Raw genomic sequence first — 18,142 nt, 5'->3', positions numbered from 1 at the left:
TTGCTTAACGGATGGATGGCTAGTGCGGCGTGTTGCCCAGTTGCTTGCGAACATGGTGTTGCAGGATCGCCAGCATGCAGGCACCGGAGAGGCCTATCATCAGGGCGCCATTGACCGCCTCGAGCGGCCCGAGCAGCTTCCACTGCGCACTCATGACGATGTCGCCATAGCCCAGGGTGGCGAAATTGACACCCGAGTGATAGACGGCCTCCTGCAGCGTGTTGAACTCGCCCAGCCACAGGAACAGGGCGCCCCAGATGCCGATCTGCACCAGGTTGCCCAGCATCACCAGGGTGATGATGCCAAACAGCGCCAGCACCCCGGCCAGCATGCCTTCCCGTTCGCTGAACCGCTTGACGTAGAAGCGGATACACCAGACGGACATCAGGGATTGCAGCAGCATGTTGGCCAGGATCACCGGGATGCCGACCAGAAAAATGGAAAACATATCACTCTCCTATCGATGCTTGTGCCAGTGGCCGGCCGACGGGCCAGCACTGTTCAAGCAGCCAGATACAGAGCCAGCCGTAGCCGGCCACCAACAGATAGAGGCCGCAGCGCATCGCGGCTGCCAGCCAGACATCCTTGCCGGTGGCACTGTCCTCGATCGCCGGACCAAACAGGATCAGCGCGGTGATCCAGGCGTTGCTCCAGAACGAGGGCGGAAAGCGACTTGGCACCAGCCGCACCAGCCGTCGTGCCAGCCAGAGCGTCATCAAGGCCAGCAGCAGCACCAGCATCAACAGCGAGGGCCAGAGGCCGAGCCCCTGCCAGAGCAGGAACGCCAGCAGGGCGCCTGTCAGGGTCGACAGCACCAGCTCCTTGCCTGCCTCTTTGGCAGTGAGCGAGCTGCTCTGCTGGGCCAGCATCACCGTCTTCATCACTGCCGGGATATAGAAGGCCGGATTGCCGAGCGCCAGCAGCCACACCGGCAGCACGGTGGCCACGGCCCGTAGCGCGAGTCGCTCGGGACGTTCGGGGCGCTGAGGCGTGGCCCTGGTCTGGGTTCCCGTCACCGGCTGGGGCGGGAACAGGCTGTGGGCCAGCCGGTTGACCAGGGTGCCTATCAGGATCCCCAGCGCCATCAGCTGGGCAAGGGCGATGGCAAGTGCCTGCTCGATGAGGCCGGCCACCGGGAGCACTGTGATGGCCATGATGAGCAGCATGGCAGCCGCCCCCTTGCCCGCCAGCACCTGTTGCATCAGACCATGGAGCAGCAGTGCGACGAGCAGCACCGCCGCCAGCGCATAGTGGGTCAGCAGGGGCACCAGCAGCACGCCGCCGACCATCACGGCCAGCAGCAGGGCGCCACTCAGCAACCCTTTGCCAAGGCTGAGCGGCTCGCCGGGGCGACACAGCACCACCCAGGCCATGATGACCCCGAGATGCGGCATGGGCAGCGCCAGCCCGTAGCAGATCAGGGTTGCCAGTGCGATGCTGGTGCCAATGCGCAGTACGGTCCTGTCGGCGTTATGCATGGGTGCCTCAGTAGAGGAAGGAGCAGAGGCTCATCAGCCGGATATGGAGCGAGCCCAGCAGGTTCATCACCCAGCTGCCGCCGGCGCTGCCACCGGTATAGACCAGCACGTCGGCCTGACCGCCGACCCGCAGCGCCTCGACCGGGGGGAAGTCAGCGGCCTTGAAGGCGATCTTGACCGGGAAGCGCTGAGCCTGGCGCAGCCAGTCGCGGTTGTTGTCCACGCTTGGCAAAGTGCCCGCCGGTTGACCCTTGCCGTCGCTCACCCCGTAGCCGATGCTGCGCACCTCCCCCTCGAACAGGCGGCCGGGCAGGCTGTCGAGCAGGATGGCGACCCTGTCACCGGCGTGAATGTTGCCGAGGTTGTTCTCCGTCAGATCCGCCGACACCCAGACGTCGTGGATGGCGATCAGGGTCATGGCCGGGGCACCGGCACCGATAAACTGGCCTGCATCCGTGTGAAGATCCGTGATGAGACCGCGGCCCGGTGCCACCACCCGGGTGTTCTGGCGATCCAGCTCGGCCTTGTGTACCGCCGCACGGGCGCTGAGCAGCTGGGAGTTGTGATCGCCGCTCTCCCCGGCGGCCTCGATGGCGCGGCGCACGTCGGCCTGGGCTGCCGCCACCTGGCTCCTGGCCGTCTCGCGGCTGGCCTGGGCCACCTCGAGGCGACGCACCGAGATGGCGCCCGGATCTTCCCGATAGAGCCGCTCCTGCCGCTCGGCGTCCTTGGCCGCGTTGTCGTAGGCGGCGCGCATGGCCATCAGGGCCGCTTCGGCCGCCTTGACCCCTTCGCTATTTGCTCTGACACCGCTCAACACCGTCTGGTAATCGGAGCGCGCCTTGGCCAGCGCGATGTCATAGGGTTCGGCATCGATCTCGAACAAGGGGGCGCCGGCTTCCACGTCCTGATTGTCGCGTACATATACCTGCTTGATCTGGCCGGATACCTCGGCGGCGACGGGAACCACGAAGGCCTGCACGCGAGCCTGGGAGCTGTAGGGGGTCAGCCGGTCAGCCAGCAGATACCAGATGAGCAGCAGGAGGATGAGTACCAGCAAGCCGAGCGTGGCGCGGCGGCTGGCCTGGCCGGGGGAAGCGGAGCTGTCAGTCATTCGAGGTTACCTTTCGGGCAGAGGATGAGGGGTGGGCGGCGTCGAGCAGCGGGGCCCAGTCGGCGCGCTGGCGCAAGCGGGCTTCCACTGCCGGGGTGACCAGAGGACGTTCTCGCCCCTGTTCCCAACCGCCACCCAGTGCCTTGTAGAGGGTGATGAGATCGCGCATCCGGGCGCCACGGCTGTTGACCAGCCGCTCTTGCTGATTGAACAGGGCGCGCTGGGAGTCGAGTACCCGCTGGAAGTCCGCCATCCCCTCGCGATACTGGGTGTTGGCGATGTTGAGGGAGCGGCGGGCGGCCTCGCCGGTCTGGGTCAGCAGAGCGATCTCGTCCTGGCCGTTGGCGTAGGCCACGGCCGCGTCGTCCACCTCTCTGGCCGCTTTGAACACGCTGTCGCGATAGCGTTCGTGCAACTGCTGGAAGCGGGCGTCCTGCACCAGGATCTGGTTGCCGAGCCGCCCCTGATCGAGCAGGTTCCAGCTCAGCGACGGCCCGGCGGCCCAGGAGAAGGTGCCGCTCTCCCCGCTGGTGGCGCTGATGCCCAGGGTACCGAGCAGGGTAATGGAGGGGTAGAGTTCGCTCTCGGCCACGCCGATCAGCGCCGACTGGGCGGCCAGCTGTCGCTCCGCTACCCGCACATCGGGGCGACGGCGCAGCAGATCGGCCGGCAGTTCGGTGACCAGTGCCAGCTCTCCCCGGGGGATCTTGCCGGTATCGGCATTCATCTCGGGCAGGGGCCCCGGGGCTCTGGCGAGCAGGGTGGAGAGGGCATTCTGGCTCTGGCGCAGGCTGGTTTCGAGCTGCGGAATGCCGGAGAGGGTGCCCAGGTACTGGGTCTTGGCCTGCTGCACGTCCAGTTCGGCACTGTTGCCGCTCTTGAACAACCGTTCGGTGATCTCCAGGCTGCGCTGCTGGATACGGGCATTCTCGCGAGCGATCTGCAGTCTGGCCTCGACGGTGCGAATGCTCACATAGAGCTGGGCCACCTGAGCCGCCAGCAGGACCTGGATGTCATCATATTGCGCCAGGGTGGCGAAGTAGTTGGCATCCGCCGCCTCGATCCCGCGCTGGAACTTGCCCCAGAAGTCGAGTTCCCAACCGAGGTTGAAGCCGGCGCCATAGCTGCTGCCCGAGCTGCTGTGGCCGTTGCGGGTCTGGCCCGCCTGCAGCAGCTCGGCGGTGCCGATGGTGGCCTGGGGGCCGAGCAGGCTCTCGGCGATGCCGAGCTGGGCCCGGGCCTCGAGGATCCGCAATCCCGCTATTCGCACATCCGGGTTCTTGATGAACGCCTCTTCCACCAGCGTGCTCAGCACGGGGTCGTGCAACCGGGTCCACCACTGGCGATAGTCGGTGGCCGAAGATACCTGCTGGCCTGTGCTGGCGGGGTGCCAGCCGGCCATCTCCTCGACGCGGGGCGCCTGATAGTCAGGGCCAAGCAGGGTGCAGGCACTCAACAGCAGGCATGCGCCCCCCGTGAGCAGAGGGCGCATGGTATGACGCTGGGCGGCCATGGGGCTATTTTCCCGCAGTAGCCAGACCTTCGTTGACCCAGGCCATGAAGATGCGATAACCGATGGAGAGCAGGGTGGCCCCGATGAACATGCCGAGGATGCCGCTGGTGGCCATGCCGCCAAGGGCGCCCAGCAATACTACCGGCATGGGCGCATCGACCCCGCGCCCCAGCAGCAGCGGTTTGAGCACGTTGTCGGCCATGCCGGCGACGATCAGCAGGACGCTGTAGAAGATGTTCAACAGGGTGCCGTGATCGCCTGCGCTCCACATGTAGGCGATGGCGGGCCCCGTTACCAGGATCACGGGCACCTGGGCGATACCGAGGAGCAGCGCCAGGACGAAGAAGATGCCGACCGCCGGGATCCCTGCCAGCATCATGACGATCCCCGCCAGCAGGGCCTGGATGAAGGCCACTCCGATGACCCCCATGGCCACGGCCCGGATGGTGCTGGTGCACAACTTGGTCAGCGACAATCCCTTGCGTTCATCCGTGATGCGCATGGCGATGCGATCGGCGCTCAGGGCGCCCGGAGCTCCCCAGGCCATCATGATGCCGGCCACGATGAAGGAGACGACGAAGCCCAGCAGTCCACCCCCCATGCTGGCCAGCATGCCGACCACCTGCTTGGCGAGATCGCCGAGTTGCGGCTTGTAGCTGATGAGGAGGCTGGGCAAGTCCACCGATGCCTTCAGCCAGATGGCGTGGAGCTTGGTGCCGATCAGCGGGAGGCTGGCGATGTCGGCGGAAGGCGCCGGGATCTGCAGGGTGTTGCTGTCCATTCGCTCCATCAGGGCGCTGACGCTGTCACCCAGGGAACTCAGCATGGCCACGGTGGGAACCACGATCAGCAGGATGCCCAGCAAGACCAGCAGGGTGGAGGCCCGCCCCTGTTTTCCCCCCAGCCGCACGGCAAAGCGCTGGTGGAGAGGATAGAGGGTGACGGCCAGGATCAGGGCCCACAACATCATGTTCATGAAGGGGGAGAACACGGTGAAGCAGAAAGAGCCCAACGCCAGGATCAGGCCGAACTTGATGAACATATCCAGGAACCGGGCAACCAATCGCTTTTCGACGATGGACAGATCGTTATTTTCCATTCTGGTATGACTCCAACGAGGGATGAGCACACAACCGTGCTTGTCTGACGTGAAGGACTGCCCAGCAAGCGGGTTGTACGGTAATAAATAGACTGAGTTCAGAGTGTAGGGGGTATTTCGAGGTTGCCCCCGGTTTATTTGTTGTGCCGACAATCCATGTTTAATAAATATTTAACTGATTGATATCTAGTCGATTGGTTCAATGGCGCTGATGAGGCTGGATAATAAGGAGTCCGATCACCTGCGGCACCAGAGAACAGTTGTTTCCAGTCTAGTCTGCAGCCAGAAAACGGGGCGGATTTGCCTATATAAAATAGCGTCGGCAGCGTGCGCAGTAGAATGGCGGATATTGCGGCCCTGTCATGGCTGGATATTTCTGTTGCCACAGATGGCGGTGAGGAAGACGTGTCCGCAGCCAGGTGCTCGATGTTGACAGTTGGACATTGACAGGAAGCATGCTGACAGCATCCATGTGTTGATGTGTACCAAACCGGTGCTTGTCATATTTTGAAACATGTTTTCCGCCGGTTTGCCGTTACAGATTAAACCCCGGTACAGCTTGCGGTGGTTATAACCCTGTCAACGTGAAGACAATACCGCCATTGGTAGGGTAGGTCTCACTGCGAACACTAACCGGCTTGTGGCGACTCGAACGCAACTTATTTCTCGCTGAGGTTGTTTGCCTGTGCCATGCTGGCAATCGCCATCCAGGGCGTTGCTTGGCGCGGGCTACCAGCACTGGCATCTACACGTGTCTTCCGCCCTTGACGGTCCACCCCGTTTTCATCTCATGCAAAGGGATCTGAATGAACAAATCCACATGTTGCCAGGGGCTCTCCATCGCCGCCATGCTGGCCCTTTCCTCGGCCATCACGCCGGTAACGAATGCAAGAGAGAGTTTGCCGACGCAGGCCCATCTTCTCTCCAGCCAGCTGCTGACCCAGCTTAATGATACAGTGGCAAGTGACAGCGAGCGTCTGATCGCGCTTTACAAGGACTTGCACCAGCATCCCGAAATTGGCTACACGGAGGTGCGCACCGCCGGTATCGTCAGTCAGCAGTTACGCGAGTTGGGGTTCGACGTCACCGAAGGGATCGCCAAGACCGGGGTGGTCGGGGTGCTCAGAAACGGGGACGGTCCGACGGTCTGGTATCGGGCTGACATGGATGCGCTGCAGGTACGGGAGGCGACTGGGTTCGATTATGCCGCCAAGACCAAACAACGCCTGGCAGATGGCAGCGAGATCGATGTGATGCATGCTTGTGGTCACGATGCCCATGTCACCTGGTTGCTTGGCATGGCCAAGGCCATGGTCGCGCTCAAGCCCGCCTGGTCAGGTACCCTGGTGGTATATGCCCAGCCTGCGGAGGAGCCAGGGACCGGGGCGCAGAGCATGGTGGATGACGGTCTGTGGCAGCGCGGTTTCCCCAAGCCGGATTACGCCTTTGGTGCCCACGTGGTACCTGGCCCCACCGGGCTGGTTGCCAGCGCGGCGGGAGTGCGGATGGCGGGGGTCGATCAGCTCGACATTACTTTTCACGGGGTAGGCGGTCACGGTTCGACCCCCGAGCTGACGCTGGATCCCGTGGTGATGGCGGCCCAGGCGGTGCTGGCCTATCAGACCATCATCAGCCGCAATCTCGATCCCCAGCAACCAGCGGTGCTGACGGTGGGTGCCATCGAGGCGGGGCGTGACAACAACGTGATCCCGGCCAGTGCCGTGCTCAAGCTCAATCTGCGCTGGTTCAGCCACGAAGTGCGTGAACTGCTGCTGCGGCGTATCGACGAGGTCAACCGGGGCATCGCCATCGCTGCCGGGGTACCGGATGACAAGTTGCCGACCCGGCTGATGAAAGGCAGTGCCGGTGCCGTGGTCAATGATGCCGAGTTGATGAGCCGAGTCACGCCTGTCTTGCGTCAGCTGCTGGGGGAGCAGAACGTGATCAGTGATTTCCCCTCTGCCATGGGCTCAGAAGATTTTGCCGAAGCCTTCAAGGGGATGAATGTCCCTTATGCCTATCAATTCATCGGAGTGGCACCGCCCGCGGTATTTGCCAAGGCCAGGGCGGAGGGAAAAACCTTCCCTTATGGGTTGCACAATCCCGATTTCTTCGTGGATCTGGCCGCCATTCCGGTCGGGGCCAGGGTCAATACGGCGACCGCGCTTAGCGTACTGGCCAAATCGGCGGGTCCGGCACAATAGCTGCGTTGAGCATTGACTACGGGTAAATAAAGGCAGGGTGTCTCGCGAGAGCACCCTGTCGTCATAGTGGCAGTTACCTCCTGTGTTGTCGCAAACATGGCAATGAGTTTTGTGTCAAGCGAGCCTGATCCCTTATCCTGTTGGCTATTGCGCTGCACTGGCAGCGAGCCAATCAGGGATGACATTTATGCGCCGCGTCGACTCTCACCCTCGCCTCTCTTGTTCCTCACCGCAACAGATGACCGCCCCGGGGCGCCGCTGGCCAGCCCTGCTGCTGGCGGGATTCACGGCACTGCTGCTGAGCGGCTGCGGCCCCGACAAGCCTGTTGTCGCCAATGGGCCGACCACACAAGCGGCTGTCCAGCAGGAGGCCGGGGCGCCGAGTTCAGTTGTGCAGGCCAATGCCCGTCAATATCGCGATGCCCCGGCGCTGGCGCTGGTCTTCTCCGGCCCCTTGGCACCCAAGGCAAACTGGCAGAGCTGGCTTTCGGTGAGCGAGGGGGGCAAGCAGGTGCAGGGGGAGTGGATCCTGGCCGACGATGGCCGCACCCTCTATTTCCCGAACGTACAGCCCGACAAGAGCTATGAGGTGAGCCTCAAGGCGGGGCTGGGCCCATCCCCCCAGAGCTGGACTCTCAAGACCCGGCCGCTGGAGGCGGGGGCTTCGTTTACCGCCAGTGGCATGGTGTTGCCGCTGCGCGACGAGCTGCGCCTGCCCATCAGCGCGGTCAACGTGGACGAGGTCAATATCGATTTCTTCCGGGTCGATGCGGAATATCTGCCCCGTTTTCTGGCCGAGTATCGTCCCGGTGCCGGCATGGGCAACTGGGAGCTTGAACAGATCACCAAGCGGGCCAAGCGGGTGTTCAGCGGCCGCTACGCGCTGGAACTCGATGCCAACCGGCGCGAGACCCGCCTTATCAATGTGAAGGAGCCGCAGCTGGCCGAAGCTGGCGTCTACTTTGCGGTGATGTCGCCCCTTGGCAACTACGACTGGCGCAAGGAGACCACCTATTTTGCGGTGAGCGACATGGGGCTCAGTGCCCGCCGTTACCGCGATGAGCTGGAGGTGTTCGTGAGCTCCCTGGCCAGCGCCGACCCGCTCAAGGATGTGCAGCTCTCCCTGCTCGACGAGAAGGGCAACCGGTTGCAGGTGCAAACCACGGATCCGCAGGGCCATCGTCGCTTCGATCAGGTGCAGGGGGCCCGCTTGCTGCTGGCCGAACAGGGCAGCCATCTGGCGGTGCTGCGCCTCGATGGGGCGGCGCTTGATCTCTCCACCTTCGATCTCGGCACCCAGCCCTGGCAGGCCCAGCAGCTTTATCTGTTCAGCGGGCGGGATCTCTATCGCCCCGGCGAGCGGCTCGACAGCGAGATCCTGCTAAAAGGACAGGATGGCCAGCTGTTGCCGGGGATGGCGGTAGAGCTGGAGGTGAAACAGCCGGACGGCCAGCTGCTCGAACAGAAACGGCTGCTGCCCGATAGCCTTGGCGCCGCCCACTACGGCCTGCGTCTACCGGACGATGCGCCGCTCGGGCGCTGGACCATCAACCTCAAAACCGCCGCCGGCAGCCGCTTCGAGTGGCCCTTTCTGGTGGAGGAGTTTCTGCCGGAACGGCTGAAATTGCAGCTTGGCAAGGGGCAGGATGGGGAAGTAATGGATCTGGACGCCGCCCTCAGCCTATCGCTGCAAGGGGACTATCTCTACGGCGCGCCGGCGAGTGCCACCAAGGCCAAGGCGGAGGTGAAAATCAGCCGCGCTACTATGCCCTTTACCCAGTGGCAGGAGTTCACTCTGGGTGACGTGCTGCTCGCCGAGCAGGCCAAGGATCTCGAGCCCCTCAATCTCACCCTAGATGCGCAGGGGCAGGGGACTTTTTCGCTTGCTGATGAGCTCGATGGAGTGCGCGCTCTCGGGCCGCTGGAGGTGGCCTATCGGGTGTCGCTCTCAGAGCCCGGTGGCCGCGCCGTCAATCGCAGCCGCACCCAGTATGGCTGGCCCGCGGGTAGCCAGTGGCCCGCGCTCAAGGCCGATTTCGTGGCGGAGCGGGTAGAGGGGGGCAAGCCGCTGCCCTTCCAGATCCTCAACCTCGATGACAAGGGCCAGCCGCAGGCGGGGGCGGTGAAGGTGCGCCTTGTCAACGAGTACCGCGATTACTACTGGCACTACGCCGATGGCGAGGGGTGGAAGTATGAATTCAACAGCCAGCCTTATCTGGAGCAGGAGCAAACCCTGCAACTGGATGGCAAGGGGCCGACCCCGCTCACGCTGCAACTGGCGGCGGGCTGGTATCGGTTGGAGGTTGAGAACAGTCAGGGCCATCAATCCAGCCTGCGGGTGGAGATCGGCAGTTACGCCTGGGGTGGCGGTGGCGAGCAGGCGCGGCCCGACAAGATTGCCATCACCCTCGACAAGCGCGCCTATCAGGCGGGTGACAAGGCCAAGGTGACGCTGGTGGCGCCGCGCCCCGGCAAGGGGTTGCTGCTGGTGGAGGATGGCGACGGCCTGCGCTGGTGGCAGCGCATCGAACTCAAGGGCGCCGGCGGCGATGCCAAGGATGCCCGTGGCGAGTTCGAGATCCCGGTCAGCCCCGAGTGGCAGCGTCATGACCTGCACATTTCGGCCCAGATCGCCGCGCCAGACAGCGCCTCCAAACCGGCTGGCAAGCAGCAGGGGCAAAGCCTGCGCTCGGTCGGGCTGGTGCCGCTCACCCTGGATCGGGAAGCGCGCCGTCTGCCGCTTACCCTGAGCGCGCCGGATAAAGCGGTTCCGCTCACCCGGCTGGAGGTGACCGCCACTTCCACCCCCAACAGTCAGGGCCGCGTGGTGCTGGCGGCGGTGGATCGGGGCGTGCTCAATATCAGCGACTACCAGCCCCTCGACCCGTTCGAGCTCTTCTTTGGCCGCAAGCGCTTCGCCCAAGATTTGTTCGACAACTACGGCCAGGTGATCCCGCCGCAGGATGGCAAGCTGGCCCGCCTCAACTACGGGGGCGATCGGGCGCCGCTGAAAAAGGGCGGCGCGCTGGAGAGTCGGGTCGAAATAGCAGCGCTGTGGAGTGGCGAGGTGAGTTTTGATGAACAGGGCAAGGCGGTGATCCCGCTCGATCTGCCCAACTTCAACGGCGAGTTGGCACTGATGGCGCTGGCCTGGAACGAACAGCAGGTCGGTGAGGCCGAGCGCGCCGTCAAGGTGGTGGCGCCGCTGGTGGCCGAGATCGGCTGGCCGCGCTTTGGCGCCAGAGGGGATGAGACCCGGGCGCTGGTGCAGCTGCGCAACATGAGCGGTGAGGATCAGAGCCTCTCCCTTGCTTGGACCCTCAATGGCGGGTTGAAAGCAAACGGCGAGCTGCCCCGCACCCTTTCCCTTAAAAATGGCGAGGAGCAGTGGCTGACCCTGTCGCTCACCGTGACCGGGGCGAGCGGTGTGGCAAGTCTGCAGTTGGCGGCCAGCGGCAAGGATTTTGCCATCAGCCGCGACTGGTATTTGCCGCTGCGCTCCCCCTGGCCGGCAGAGACTCGCCAGCGCTACCAGATGCTGGCCCCCGGCCAGCAGATGAGCTTTGCGCCAGCTGAGCTGGCCGGGCTGGATCGTGCCAATCTGCAGGGGCTGCTCAGCCTTTCCGGCACCCCTCCCTGGGATCCAGCAGCCCAGTGGCAGGCGCTGGCCGACTACCCCTACGCCTGTCTGGAGCAGACCCTGTCCCGTGCCTGGCCTTACTTGCTGACCACGGCGGATGAGCGGGCCGCCTGGAGCAAACCCGCAGAGGGCAAGAAAGCGGCGAGTGAGGCGGACGTGCAGCGCGCCCTGCTGCAACGGCTGCAGCGGTTGCAACAGCCAAGCGGCGGCTTTGGTCTGTGGGATGGTCGCTCCGACGAGGAGCAGTGGCTCACCGCCTACGCCGCCGACTACCTGCTGGCGCGCAAGGAGGCGGGCGATGCCGTGCCGGAGGCGATGCTCAATCAGGCGTTGAACCGGCTGCAAAGCTATCTCACCGACAGCCAGTATGGTGAGCGCTGGAGCAGTGCCCCCGAGCACAGCCGGCTGGCCTATCAGGCCTACAGCGCCTATGTGCTGGCCCGGGTGGGCAAGGCGCCGCTCGCTACCCTGCGCCTTGTCTGGGAGCAGCAGGCTGATCACGCCCGCTCCGGCTTGCCGCTGCTCCACCTCTCGCTGGCCCTCTCGGCCATGGGGGATGAGCAGAATGCCGCCAAGGCCCTCAGCCGGGCATTGGCGACCGAGCGCGGTGACGACTATCTGGGTGATTACGGCTCTGCGCTGCGCGACCAGGCCCTTGAGCTCTCCCTGCTGCGCCAGCACAAGCTGGCTGCGGAGCGCTGGCCAGCCCTCAGTGCCAAGGTGGCCGATACCCTGGCTCACCGTCAGTGGCTCAGCACTCAGGAGCGGCTCGCCTTGCTGCGACTTGCCCGCTTCGACCCGGCCGTCGACTGGCAGGCCAGGGTAACTTCCTCTCTTGGCAGTGGATCCCTGAGCGGTTCGGCTCCGCTGCAGCAGGGTACTCCCGAGGCGCTGGCGGCGAGTACCGTCACCAACGAGGGCAAGGGATCCCTCTATGTGCAGCGCACCTTGATCGGTTACCCCGAGCAGGCTCCTACCCGGTTGAGTCAGGGGATAAGCGTGACCCGCAGCTGGTTCAATAGCGATGGGCAGCGTTTTGATCCCGCCAAGGTGAAGGTGGGCGATCTGGTGGTGGTGCGGCTCAACGTCAGCAGCGAATCGGCGGTGCCCGATGCTCTGCTGGTGGAGATGGTGCCCGCCGGCTTCGAGCTGGAGAACCCGGCCCTTGGCAACAGCATCAAGCTGGAAGATCTCTCCATTGAAGGGAAACCGGCGTGGCAGAGCGAGTGGAACGACTACCTCAAGCATCAGGAGTTTCGCGACGACCGCTACACGGCAGCGCTGGATCTGAGCGAGGGGAGCAACCAGCAGCTGGTCTACCTGATGCGTGCGGTGACGCCGGGTCGCTATCAGGTGCCGCCGACCCAGGTGGAGGATATGTACCGGCCCGAGCTCAGGGCTCTGGGTGAGGATATCCATGAGGTAACTATCTCTGAGTAGCTGGCGCTTGATGAGTCGCAGACGCCCTCTGAGCAACGTTCCTTCCAGTGAGCGGGTTTGCCCGCTCACTTTCTGGCAGCGTGGCTGGCTGAAATTGGGTCGCAGTGGCCGCGCTGGCTGGCGCAGGCTTGGCCGTCTGCCGCGCTGGCTGCGTTTCTCGGTATTGGGGATCATCACTCTATGCCTGTCATTGCTGGCGCTGGATCGACTCTTCCCGCCGCCACCACTCGACCCCGCCTATGCCCGAGTGGTGCTCGACATGAAGGGGCGACCGCTGCGCGCCTTTGCCGATACCAGCGGGGTGTGGCGCTACCCCGTGACCCTGGAGCAGGTCTCCCCCCGCTATATCGAGGCACTGCTCGGCTACGAAGATCGCTACTTCTGGCGTCATCCCGGGGTCAATCCGGTGGCCATGGTGCGCGGCATCGGTCAGTGGCTGCGCTACGGGCGCGCCGTGTCGGGCGGCTCGACCCTCACCATGCAGGTTGCCCGCCTCATCGAGCCCTACCACAGGAGCGTGCCCGGCAAGCTGCGCCAGATGGCGCGCGCGCTGCAGCTGGAGTGGCACTACGACAAGCGCACTCTGCTCACCGTCTACCTCAACCGGGCGCCGTTTGGCGGCAATCTGGAGGGGGTGCAGGCGGCAAGTTTTGCCTATCTCGGCAAGAGTGCGGCCAAGCTGACCTATGCCGAGGCTGCGCTGTTGGCGGTGCTGCCGCAGGCTCCCAGCCGCAACCGGCCGGACCGGCATCCCGAACGGGCCCGCGCCGCCCGCGACAAGGTGATGCAGCGGCTGGTGGCACAGGGTGTCTGGCCCGAGCCGGTGTGGTTGGAGGGGCGCATCGAGCCGGTGCTGGCTCGCGGTCACTTCACGCCGATGGAGGCGCCACTGTTTGCCCGTCTCGCCGCCGACAATCAGGCGGGAGCGCTGGTGCACACCACCATCGACGGTGATCTGCAGCGTTGGTTGGAGGGGCGGGTGGCGAGCTATATCCGTCGCTTCCCCGAGCAGACCTCAGCGGCGTTGCTCTTGGTAGACAACAAAACCATGGCGGTGCGCGCCTATGTGGGCAGCGCCGAGTATGGCAATTTGCGCCGCCATGGTTACCTCGACATGGTGCAGGCGATCCGCTCTCCCGGCTCTACGCTGAAACCCTTCATCTACGGTCTGGCCATGGACGAGGGGCTGGTACACTCGGCCTCCCTGCTCTCCGACGCGCCGAGGCTCGGGTCTGACTATCGCCCCGCCAACTTTTCCGGTGCCTTTCAGGGGCCGGTGACCCTTGCGCAGGCGCTGCAGCAATCCCTCAACGTGCCGGCGGTGCAGGTGCTGGAGGCGCTTGGGCCGGACAAACTGGTCAGCCGCCTCGACAACGCCGGGATGAGGCTGGCCCTCTCCGACAAGCCCAACCCGGCCATAGCGCTGGGGGCGGCGGGCATTCGGCTCGAACAGCTGGTGGCACTCTACAGCTCGCTGACCCGGCAGGGGCAGGTGGCCATGCCGGTCTGGCTGGCGGGGCAGCAGGCGGTGTCGCGCCCCTTGCTGAGCCCGGGCGCGGCCTGGATCATCTGGCAAATATTGAGCGCGCAGGGGCGGGCGGATCAGCCCTTTGCCAGCGAGGCGACCGGCCGGGTCAATCGACTGGCCTGGAAGACCGGTACCAGCTATGGCTATCGCGACAGCTGGGCGATGGGGGTCTCCGGTCGCTGGACCATCGGCGTCTGGCTGGGGCGCCCCGACGGCACCCCCATGCCCGGTTTTTACGGCCAGAGCGCAGCGGTGCCACTGCTGCTTTCGGTCTACTCGCGGCTGGCTGACAACAGCCCTCTGCCGGCACAACCCAACACGGTGAGCGAAGCCGAGATTTGCTGGCCGCTGGGGCGCAAGGCCAGCGCGACCCTGCCAGAGGCCTGTTTGCAGCGTCAGAGCGCCTGGCTGCTGGAAGGGCGGGATCCTCCCACCTTGCCGGATCCCATGGACTGGCCCTCGCCGCTGCGTCAAGTTGCACTCACTGCCGGGGGCAAGCCGACGCTGACCCGCTGCCAGGATGTGGCGCAATCCGGTTTTAGGGCGCTCTGGCCATTGTCGCTGGAGCCGTGGCGGGTGCCCGGTGAGCGGCGGCAGGCGCTTCTGGCAAGTAGTTGTGCTGGGGAGGGGCAGAGCGCCGAGCTGCAGGCCCCCATTCGCATCGTGGCGCTGGGGGAGGGCAATCTTATTCGCAGCCAGCGCTATCGGTTGCAGCCCAAGGTGCTGGGCGGTGTCGGCAAGCCGGCCTGGTTTCTCAACGGCCAGCGGCTGCGCTGGGACGGGGATCAGGTGCTGAGCGAGGCGGGTCGATACCAGCTGGTGGTGGTGGATGAGGCGGGCAACAGCGATCGCATCGAGTTTCGGTTGGAAAATCCCTCCTGAGGGGAGGCGCCGCTCTTTGGGGTGTCCGAATATTGACGACATCGGGGGATGGCTGCGATGTCGTCAGCGGATTGCCGATTCTCCCGCAGGGTGTCGCGGAGTCAGGGCTTGACCTGCCCCAGCCGGGTGAAGAAGTGCTGGCTCTTGCGCTGGTGGAAGTGGCTCTTCTTGATGGAGTGAAACACCAGCTTGCTGTCCGGATGGCTCGCCTTGAGACGATGGATCATCGCCATGGCGGGCAGGCCGGTACTCACCAGGGTGGTGAGCGGCAGACTCTGGGTCTGCGGCCCCAGCAGCTGGTTGAGCCCCTGCTGGGCCTGCTCGAAGCGGGTCAGCACGGTGGGCTCGGCGTAGCCGCTGCCCAGCATGGTGAGCAGGGCATCGAGCGCCTGATTGAACTCGGCCAACTGCTGGCGAAAGCCGCTGCGCCCGCGCAGGGCGATCAGCTCTGCAAACGGAATGTCGGCCAAGTGAGTGGGTACTTGCAGCGGGATTTCCAGATGAAAGCAATCCTGGCCCCCCCGGTTGTGATAGCGAGATTCAAGCAGGTGGAGCAGCCGGTCCAGATAGTCGTGATCGGTGATGAGCGCCCCCTCATTGGCGAGCGCCCACTCGCGGGCGAGCCGCATGGAGAGCAGGTTGGCAAAGCGGCGCGCCATCCTGAACCCACCCTCCTCCCGGCTGGCAAAACCGTGCGTCAGGCAAAAGCCGTGCAGCCGCTCCAGCCCTGCCTGGGCCGGGCAGAAGCAGTCGTGGTTGGCCGGCGTGCGCCAGCGACCGATCAGCTCCTTGTTGCCAAACACCTTGTGACGCACGAAGTCGGGGGCGAGCAGGCTGCTCAGCTGACTCTCCAACTGGGGAGTGATGGCGGCAAAGAAGGTGGCATCCGGCCGTTCGGCCAGCAGATCCGTCTCCTGTTCGAGCGTCTGCAGCAGGGCGGTGAGGCCGCTCTTCTCACTGACGGTGAAGACGAAGGCGAGCCGCTCCAGATAGAGCAGGGCAAATTTGAGCCACAGCTCGTCGCGCACTTCCATGCCGGGGTAGTAGATGTAGGTTTTTACCACTTTAAAAACAATGCCTTATAGTTATTCGCCGTTTTCTTGGGGCGTGGTTGGGGCAAAATGGCCTTTTGACGTCATCAGTTCCCAGATCCGAGCAGCCTCAGATTTGCTGGCTGACGCGATCCACTTGCCGTAAACGGACTGAAGCATTTCAAGATCTGCGTGACCCATCTGGTCGGCGATATAAGCGAGGTTTCCGTGTGATGTCAAATTCCAACTGGCGAAAGTGTGTCTCAGTTGGTAAAGGCGGCGATAACGGATGCCAGATCGCTCAACCACCCGAACCCACATGGTCACAAAGCCAGACTGGGTGAACCAGTTTCCTGAGTTGTGCTCAAACGTCGAAGTCAGCTTGGGCGAGAACACTGGCCGAACTGATAGGGTTTCCTTCCCGTCGGTCTGGTCAACGGTGATCGCCACCGGCTTTCTCGAGTAAGTGAGCTCACGCTGGCCTGATAGCGCCTCTATCACCGGGGGCTGCATATCCACAACCCTGACCAAGCTGGTCTTTGGCAGCTTGAAGTAGTCACCACCTGGGCCGACGCTGCGCCTCACCGTAATCGTCCGCTTGTCGAAATCAATATCTTCCCACGCCAAGGCGCGCAGTTCACCCGGACGCAGCCCGGTATAAACGGAGACGGTGATCATGTTTTGGTGCTGGACGTGGGTGCAGGACTTCAGCGCCAGCAGGTATTCTGAATATTCGAGGGGGTCGGCAGGCGAGCCGTTGCTAGAGGATACCAGCTTCACGGCCGACAGCATCTTGCCGGCATTCTTCAATATGTCGTTGCGCTCGCACCAGAGTAGGAACTGGCAGAAACGTTTCAGGTAGGTGTTCACCGTGGCGGGGCGCAGTTGAACCATCAGCTCATTTCGCAGCCGCTCAAGATCCTTTGGCTTCAAGCTGGCCATGTCACGTTCCTGACCGAGAATAGCAAGGCAGGACTTGAACCCATAAGGGTAAATCTTTCTGGTGGTCGGCTTGAGGGTTGGTTCCAGCAGCTGCCAGAACTCGGCGTAGGCGCTCCCCAGCTGATGGCGTTTTCTTACCGGGCCGAATTTGTCCGCTGTGCCGCTGTTTGGAAAGTGGGAGGCGTAGTTGAAGGTGTTGATGGCGATCTCGTGCTTTATCGTGGCCAGCTTGTTTGCGGCAAATTTCACGTTCGCCTTGGTGATGGGGAGATCCAAGACCTCCCGACACCTAACACCTTTGTAGGTGAAGTTGATGCGCAGTTTTTTGCCATGAACTTCCAATCCGGTGACTCCAGCCACTAGATCATCATGCTTGACTCTACCCACTTGTCATACTCCGCAACGTTGTAACGAATCTGGTTGTCAGGGGCTCTGAGCCAGACGCGCCCCTCTGGCCACTCTCCTTTCAAGCGGCGCCCTTCGGCGGCTTTCTCTGTCATGCCAGTCAGTTCAGCGAAAAGCTTTGGTCTTACCCATTTGGCGCAGGGATAGACAAATTGCTGCATGGTTTGGTCCTCGCGGTTAAAAGAAACTCGAGCCGGTGACGCCCGAGCTGGTTGTAGTAGAAGGTTTGAACTTGCTTGCGGGAGTTGGCCGCCTGGTCAAGGCGGTATTCCCCCAGTTCGGTGGTTTTCAGGTTGTTCTGGTTGGCCAGCCGGCCAATGGCCTGGGCACTGACCCCCAGCTCCTTGCCCAGCTCGGTGGCGCTCCAGAGCTGGCCGGTTACCCGGGGCGCTTCGATAGGCAGGTCGAAGTGCGCCAGGATACGGCCGATCTCGGCAAGCTTGGCCGAACGGGAAAGGGTGGGGGAGCGCACGGTGCTTACCAGTTCGTTGAGTAGCTGGCTGTCTTGGTCGATGGTCAGTTGAAGTTGTTGCATGGCGTGGCCCTCCTGTCCTAGAGGATGGGGCGCTGGTTGAGTTGAAGGAAGGGCCGTGATTACTTGTCACCCAAAATCATGGCTGGGGTATCAGGCTGCAACACTGATGGGTTCTGTACCCGCCAGCACAAGGGTTATCTTGCTGACATCGTGGATCCGGCAGTTGCCGCGTCGCTAATCATGGTCAGGTTGGCGGCGAGAAGGGTTTCGACGCTGGCGATGGCGACCTTGGCCGAGCCGTCCGGCATCTGGAGGATGGCCCGAAGTTGAGTGCTAAAGGTATTCAGGGCGAGGCTGGTCTCCTCGCTGGGGTTCAGCTTGGTAGTCATGG

General features: G+C 63.5%; 12 protein-coding genes. 3 read left to right on the top strand and 9 right to left on the bottom strand.

Annotation, left to right across the window (positions count from 1 at the left end; translation table 11 throughout):
* Positions 1-19: 19 nt before the first annotated feature.
* The 5 genes from QLG02_RS18715 to QLG02_RS18695 are packed head-to-tail and all read right to left on the bottom strand — an operon-like array spanning position 20 to position 5,204.
* Entirely contained in the window at positions 20-448 is a 429-nt protein-coding gene (locus QLG02_RS18715; RefSeq protein ID WP_016350335.1) for an ion channel, read from the bottom strand.
* Between the two features lies 1 nt (position 449).
* Positions 450-1,478, bottom strand: coding sequence for a hypothetical protein (locus QLG02_RS18710; protein WP_282465869.1), 1,029 nt, complete (start codon positions 1,476-1,478; stop codon positions 450-452).
* 7 nt (positions 1,479-1,485) lie between these two features.
* Entirely contained in the window at positions 1,486-2,592 is a 1,107-nt protein-coding gene (locus QLG02_RS18705) for an HlyD family secretion protein (protein WP_282465868.1), read from the bottom strand.
* A complete protein-coding gene (locus tag QLG02_RS18700) occupies positions 2,585-4,105 on the bottom strand; it encodes a TolC family protein (RefSeq protein ID WP_016350338.1) in 1,521 nt (506 codons plus the stop codon). Before QLG02_RS18700 ends, QLG02_RS18705 begins: the two co-directional genes overlap by 8 nt.
* A 4-nt stretch (positions 4,106-4,109) precedes the next feature.
* Positions 4,110-5,204, bottom strand: coding sequence for an AI-2E family transporter (locus tag QLG02_RS18695; RefSeq protein WP_282465867.1), 1,095 nt, complete (start codon positions 5,202-5,204; stop codon positions 4,110-4,112).
* Between the two features lie 806 nt (positions 5,205-6,010).
* Between QLG02_RS18695 and QLG02_RS18690 the strand changes: the two genes are divergently transcribed.
* The 3 genes from QLG02_RS18690 (at position 6,011) to pbpC (ending at position 14,898) form a co-directional block, all read left to right on the top strand.
* The gene (locus tag QLG02_RS18690; protein ID WP_024943695.1) at positions 6,011-7,408 is read left to right on the top strand and encodes an amidohydrolase; all 1,398 of its coding nucleotides are present in this window, start codon (positions 6,011-6,013) and stop codon (positions 7,406-7,408) included.
* A gap of 109 nt (positions 7,409-7,517) precedes the next feature.
* Entirely contained in the window at positions 7,518-12,488 is a 4,971-nt protein-coding gene (locus tag QLG02_RS18685) for an alpha-2-macroglobulin (protein WP_282465866.1), read from the top strand.
* Positions 12,489-12,498: 10 nt separating this feature from the next.
* Positions 12,499-14,898, top strand: coding sequence for a penicillin-binding protein 1C (gene pbpC / locus QLG02_RS18680; protein WP_282465865.1), 2,400 nt, complete (start codon positions 12,499-12,501; stop codon positions 14,896-14,898).
* A 101-nt stretch (positions 14,899-14,999) separates the two neighbouring features.
* Here the strand turns inward: pbpC and QLG02_RS18675 are convergent, their stop codons facing one another.
* The 4 genes from QLG02_RS18675 to QLG02_RS18660 form a co-directional block, all read right to left on the bottom strand.
* Positions 15,000-15,932, bottom strand: a complete 933-nt coding sequence (locus tag QLG02_RS18675; RefSeq protein ID WP_282465928.1) for a hypothetical protein — start codon at positions 15,930-15,932, stop codon at positions 15,000-15,002.
* A gap of 51 nt (positions 15,933-15,983) precedes the next feature.
* Positions 15,984-17,231: a site-specific integrase gene (locus QLG02_RS18670; RefSeq protein ID WP_282465864.1), complete on the bottom strand. Its 1,248-nt coding sequence runs from the start codon at positions 17,229-17,231 to the stop codon at positions 15,984-15,986.
* 169 nt (positions 17,232-17,400) lie between these two features.
* Positions 17,401-17,811: a hypothetical protein gene (locus tag QLG02_RS18665; RefSeq protein WP_274439201.1), complete on the bottom strand. Its 411-nt coding sequence runs from the start codon at positions 17,809-17,811 to the stop codon at positions 17,401-17,403.
* Positions 17,812-17,945: 134 nt separating this feature from the next.
* Positions 17,946-18,140 (bottom strand): hypothetical protein, encoded by a 195-nt coding sequence (locus QLG02_RS18660; protein ID WP_282465863.1) that lies wholly within the window; start codon positions 18,138-18,140, stop codon positions 17,946-17,948.
* Positions 18,141-18,142: the final 2 nt, after the last annotated feature.

Origin of the sequence: Aeromonas sp. V90_14 (assembly GCF_029967615.1) — a bacterium.
Lineage (GTDB): Bacteria > Pseudomonadota > Gammaproteobacteria > Enterobacterales > Aeromonadaceae > Aeromonas > Aeromonas hydrophila.
This window is presented reverse-complemented; position numbering and strand designations above follow the sequence as displayed.

Coding starts and splice junctions, on each gene's coding strand:
- pbpC (WP_282465865.1), top strand. CDS start 12,499: ATGAGTCGCAGACGCCCTCTGAGCAACGTTCCTTCCAGTGAGCGGGTT.
- QLG02_RS18665 (WP_274439201.1), bottom strand. CDS start 17,811: ATGCAACAACTTCAACTGACCATCGACCAAGACAGCCAGCTACTCAAC.
- QLG02_RS18690 (WP_024943695.1), top strand. CDS start 6,011: ATGAACAAATCCACATGTTGCCAGGGGCTCTCCATCGCCGCCATGCTG.
- QLG02_RS18675 (WP_282465928.1), bottom strand. CDS start 15,932: ATGGAAGTGCGCGACGAGCTGTGGCTCAAATTTGCCCTGCTCTATCTG.
- QLG02_RS18700 (WP_016350338.1), bottom strand. CDS start 4,105: ATGGCCGCCCAGCGTCATACCATGCGCCCTCTGCTCACGGGGGGCGCA.
- QLG02_RS18705 (WP_282465868.1), bottom strand. CDS start 2,592: ATGACTGACAGCTCCGCTTCCCCCGGCCAGGCCAGCCGCCGCGCCACG.
- QLG02_RS18695 (WP_282465867.1), bottom strand. CDS start 5,204: ATGGAAAATAACGATCTGTCCATCGTCGAAAAGCGATTGGTTGCCCGG.
- QLG02_RS18710 (WP_282465869.1), bottom strand. CDS start 1,478: ATGCATAACGCCGACAGGACCGTACTGCGCATTGGCACCAGCATCGCA.
- QLG02_RS18660 (WP_282465863.1), bottom strand. CDS start 18,140: ATGACTACCAAGCTGAACCCCAGCGAGGAGACCAGCCTCGCCCTGAAT.
- QLG02_RS18715 (WP_016350335.1), bottom strand. CDS start 448: ATGTTTTCCATTTTTCTGGTCGGCATCCCGGTGATCCTGGCCAACATG.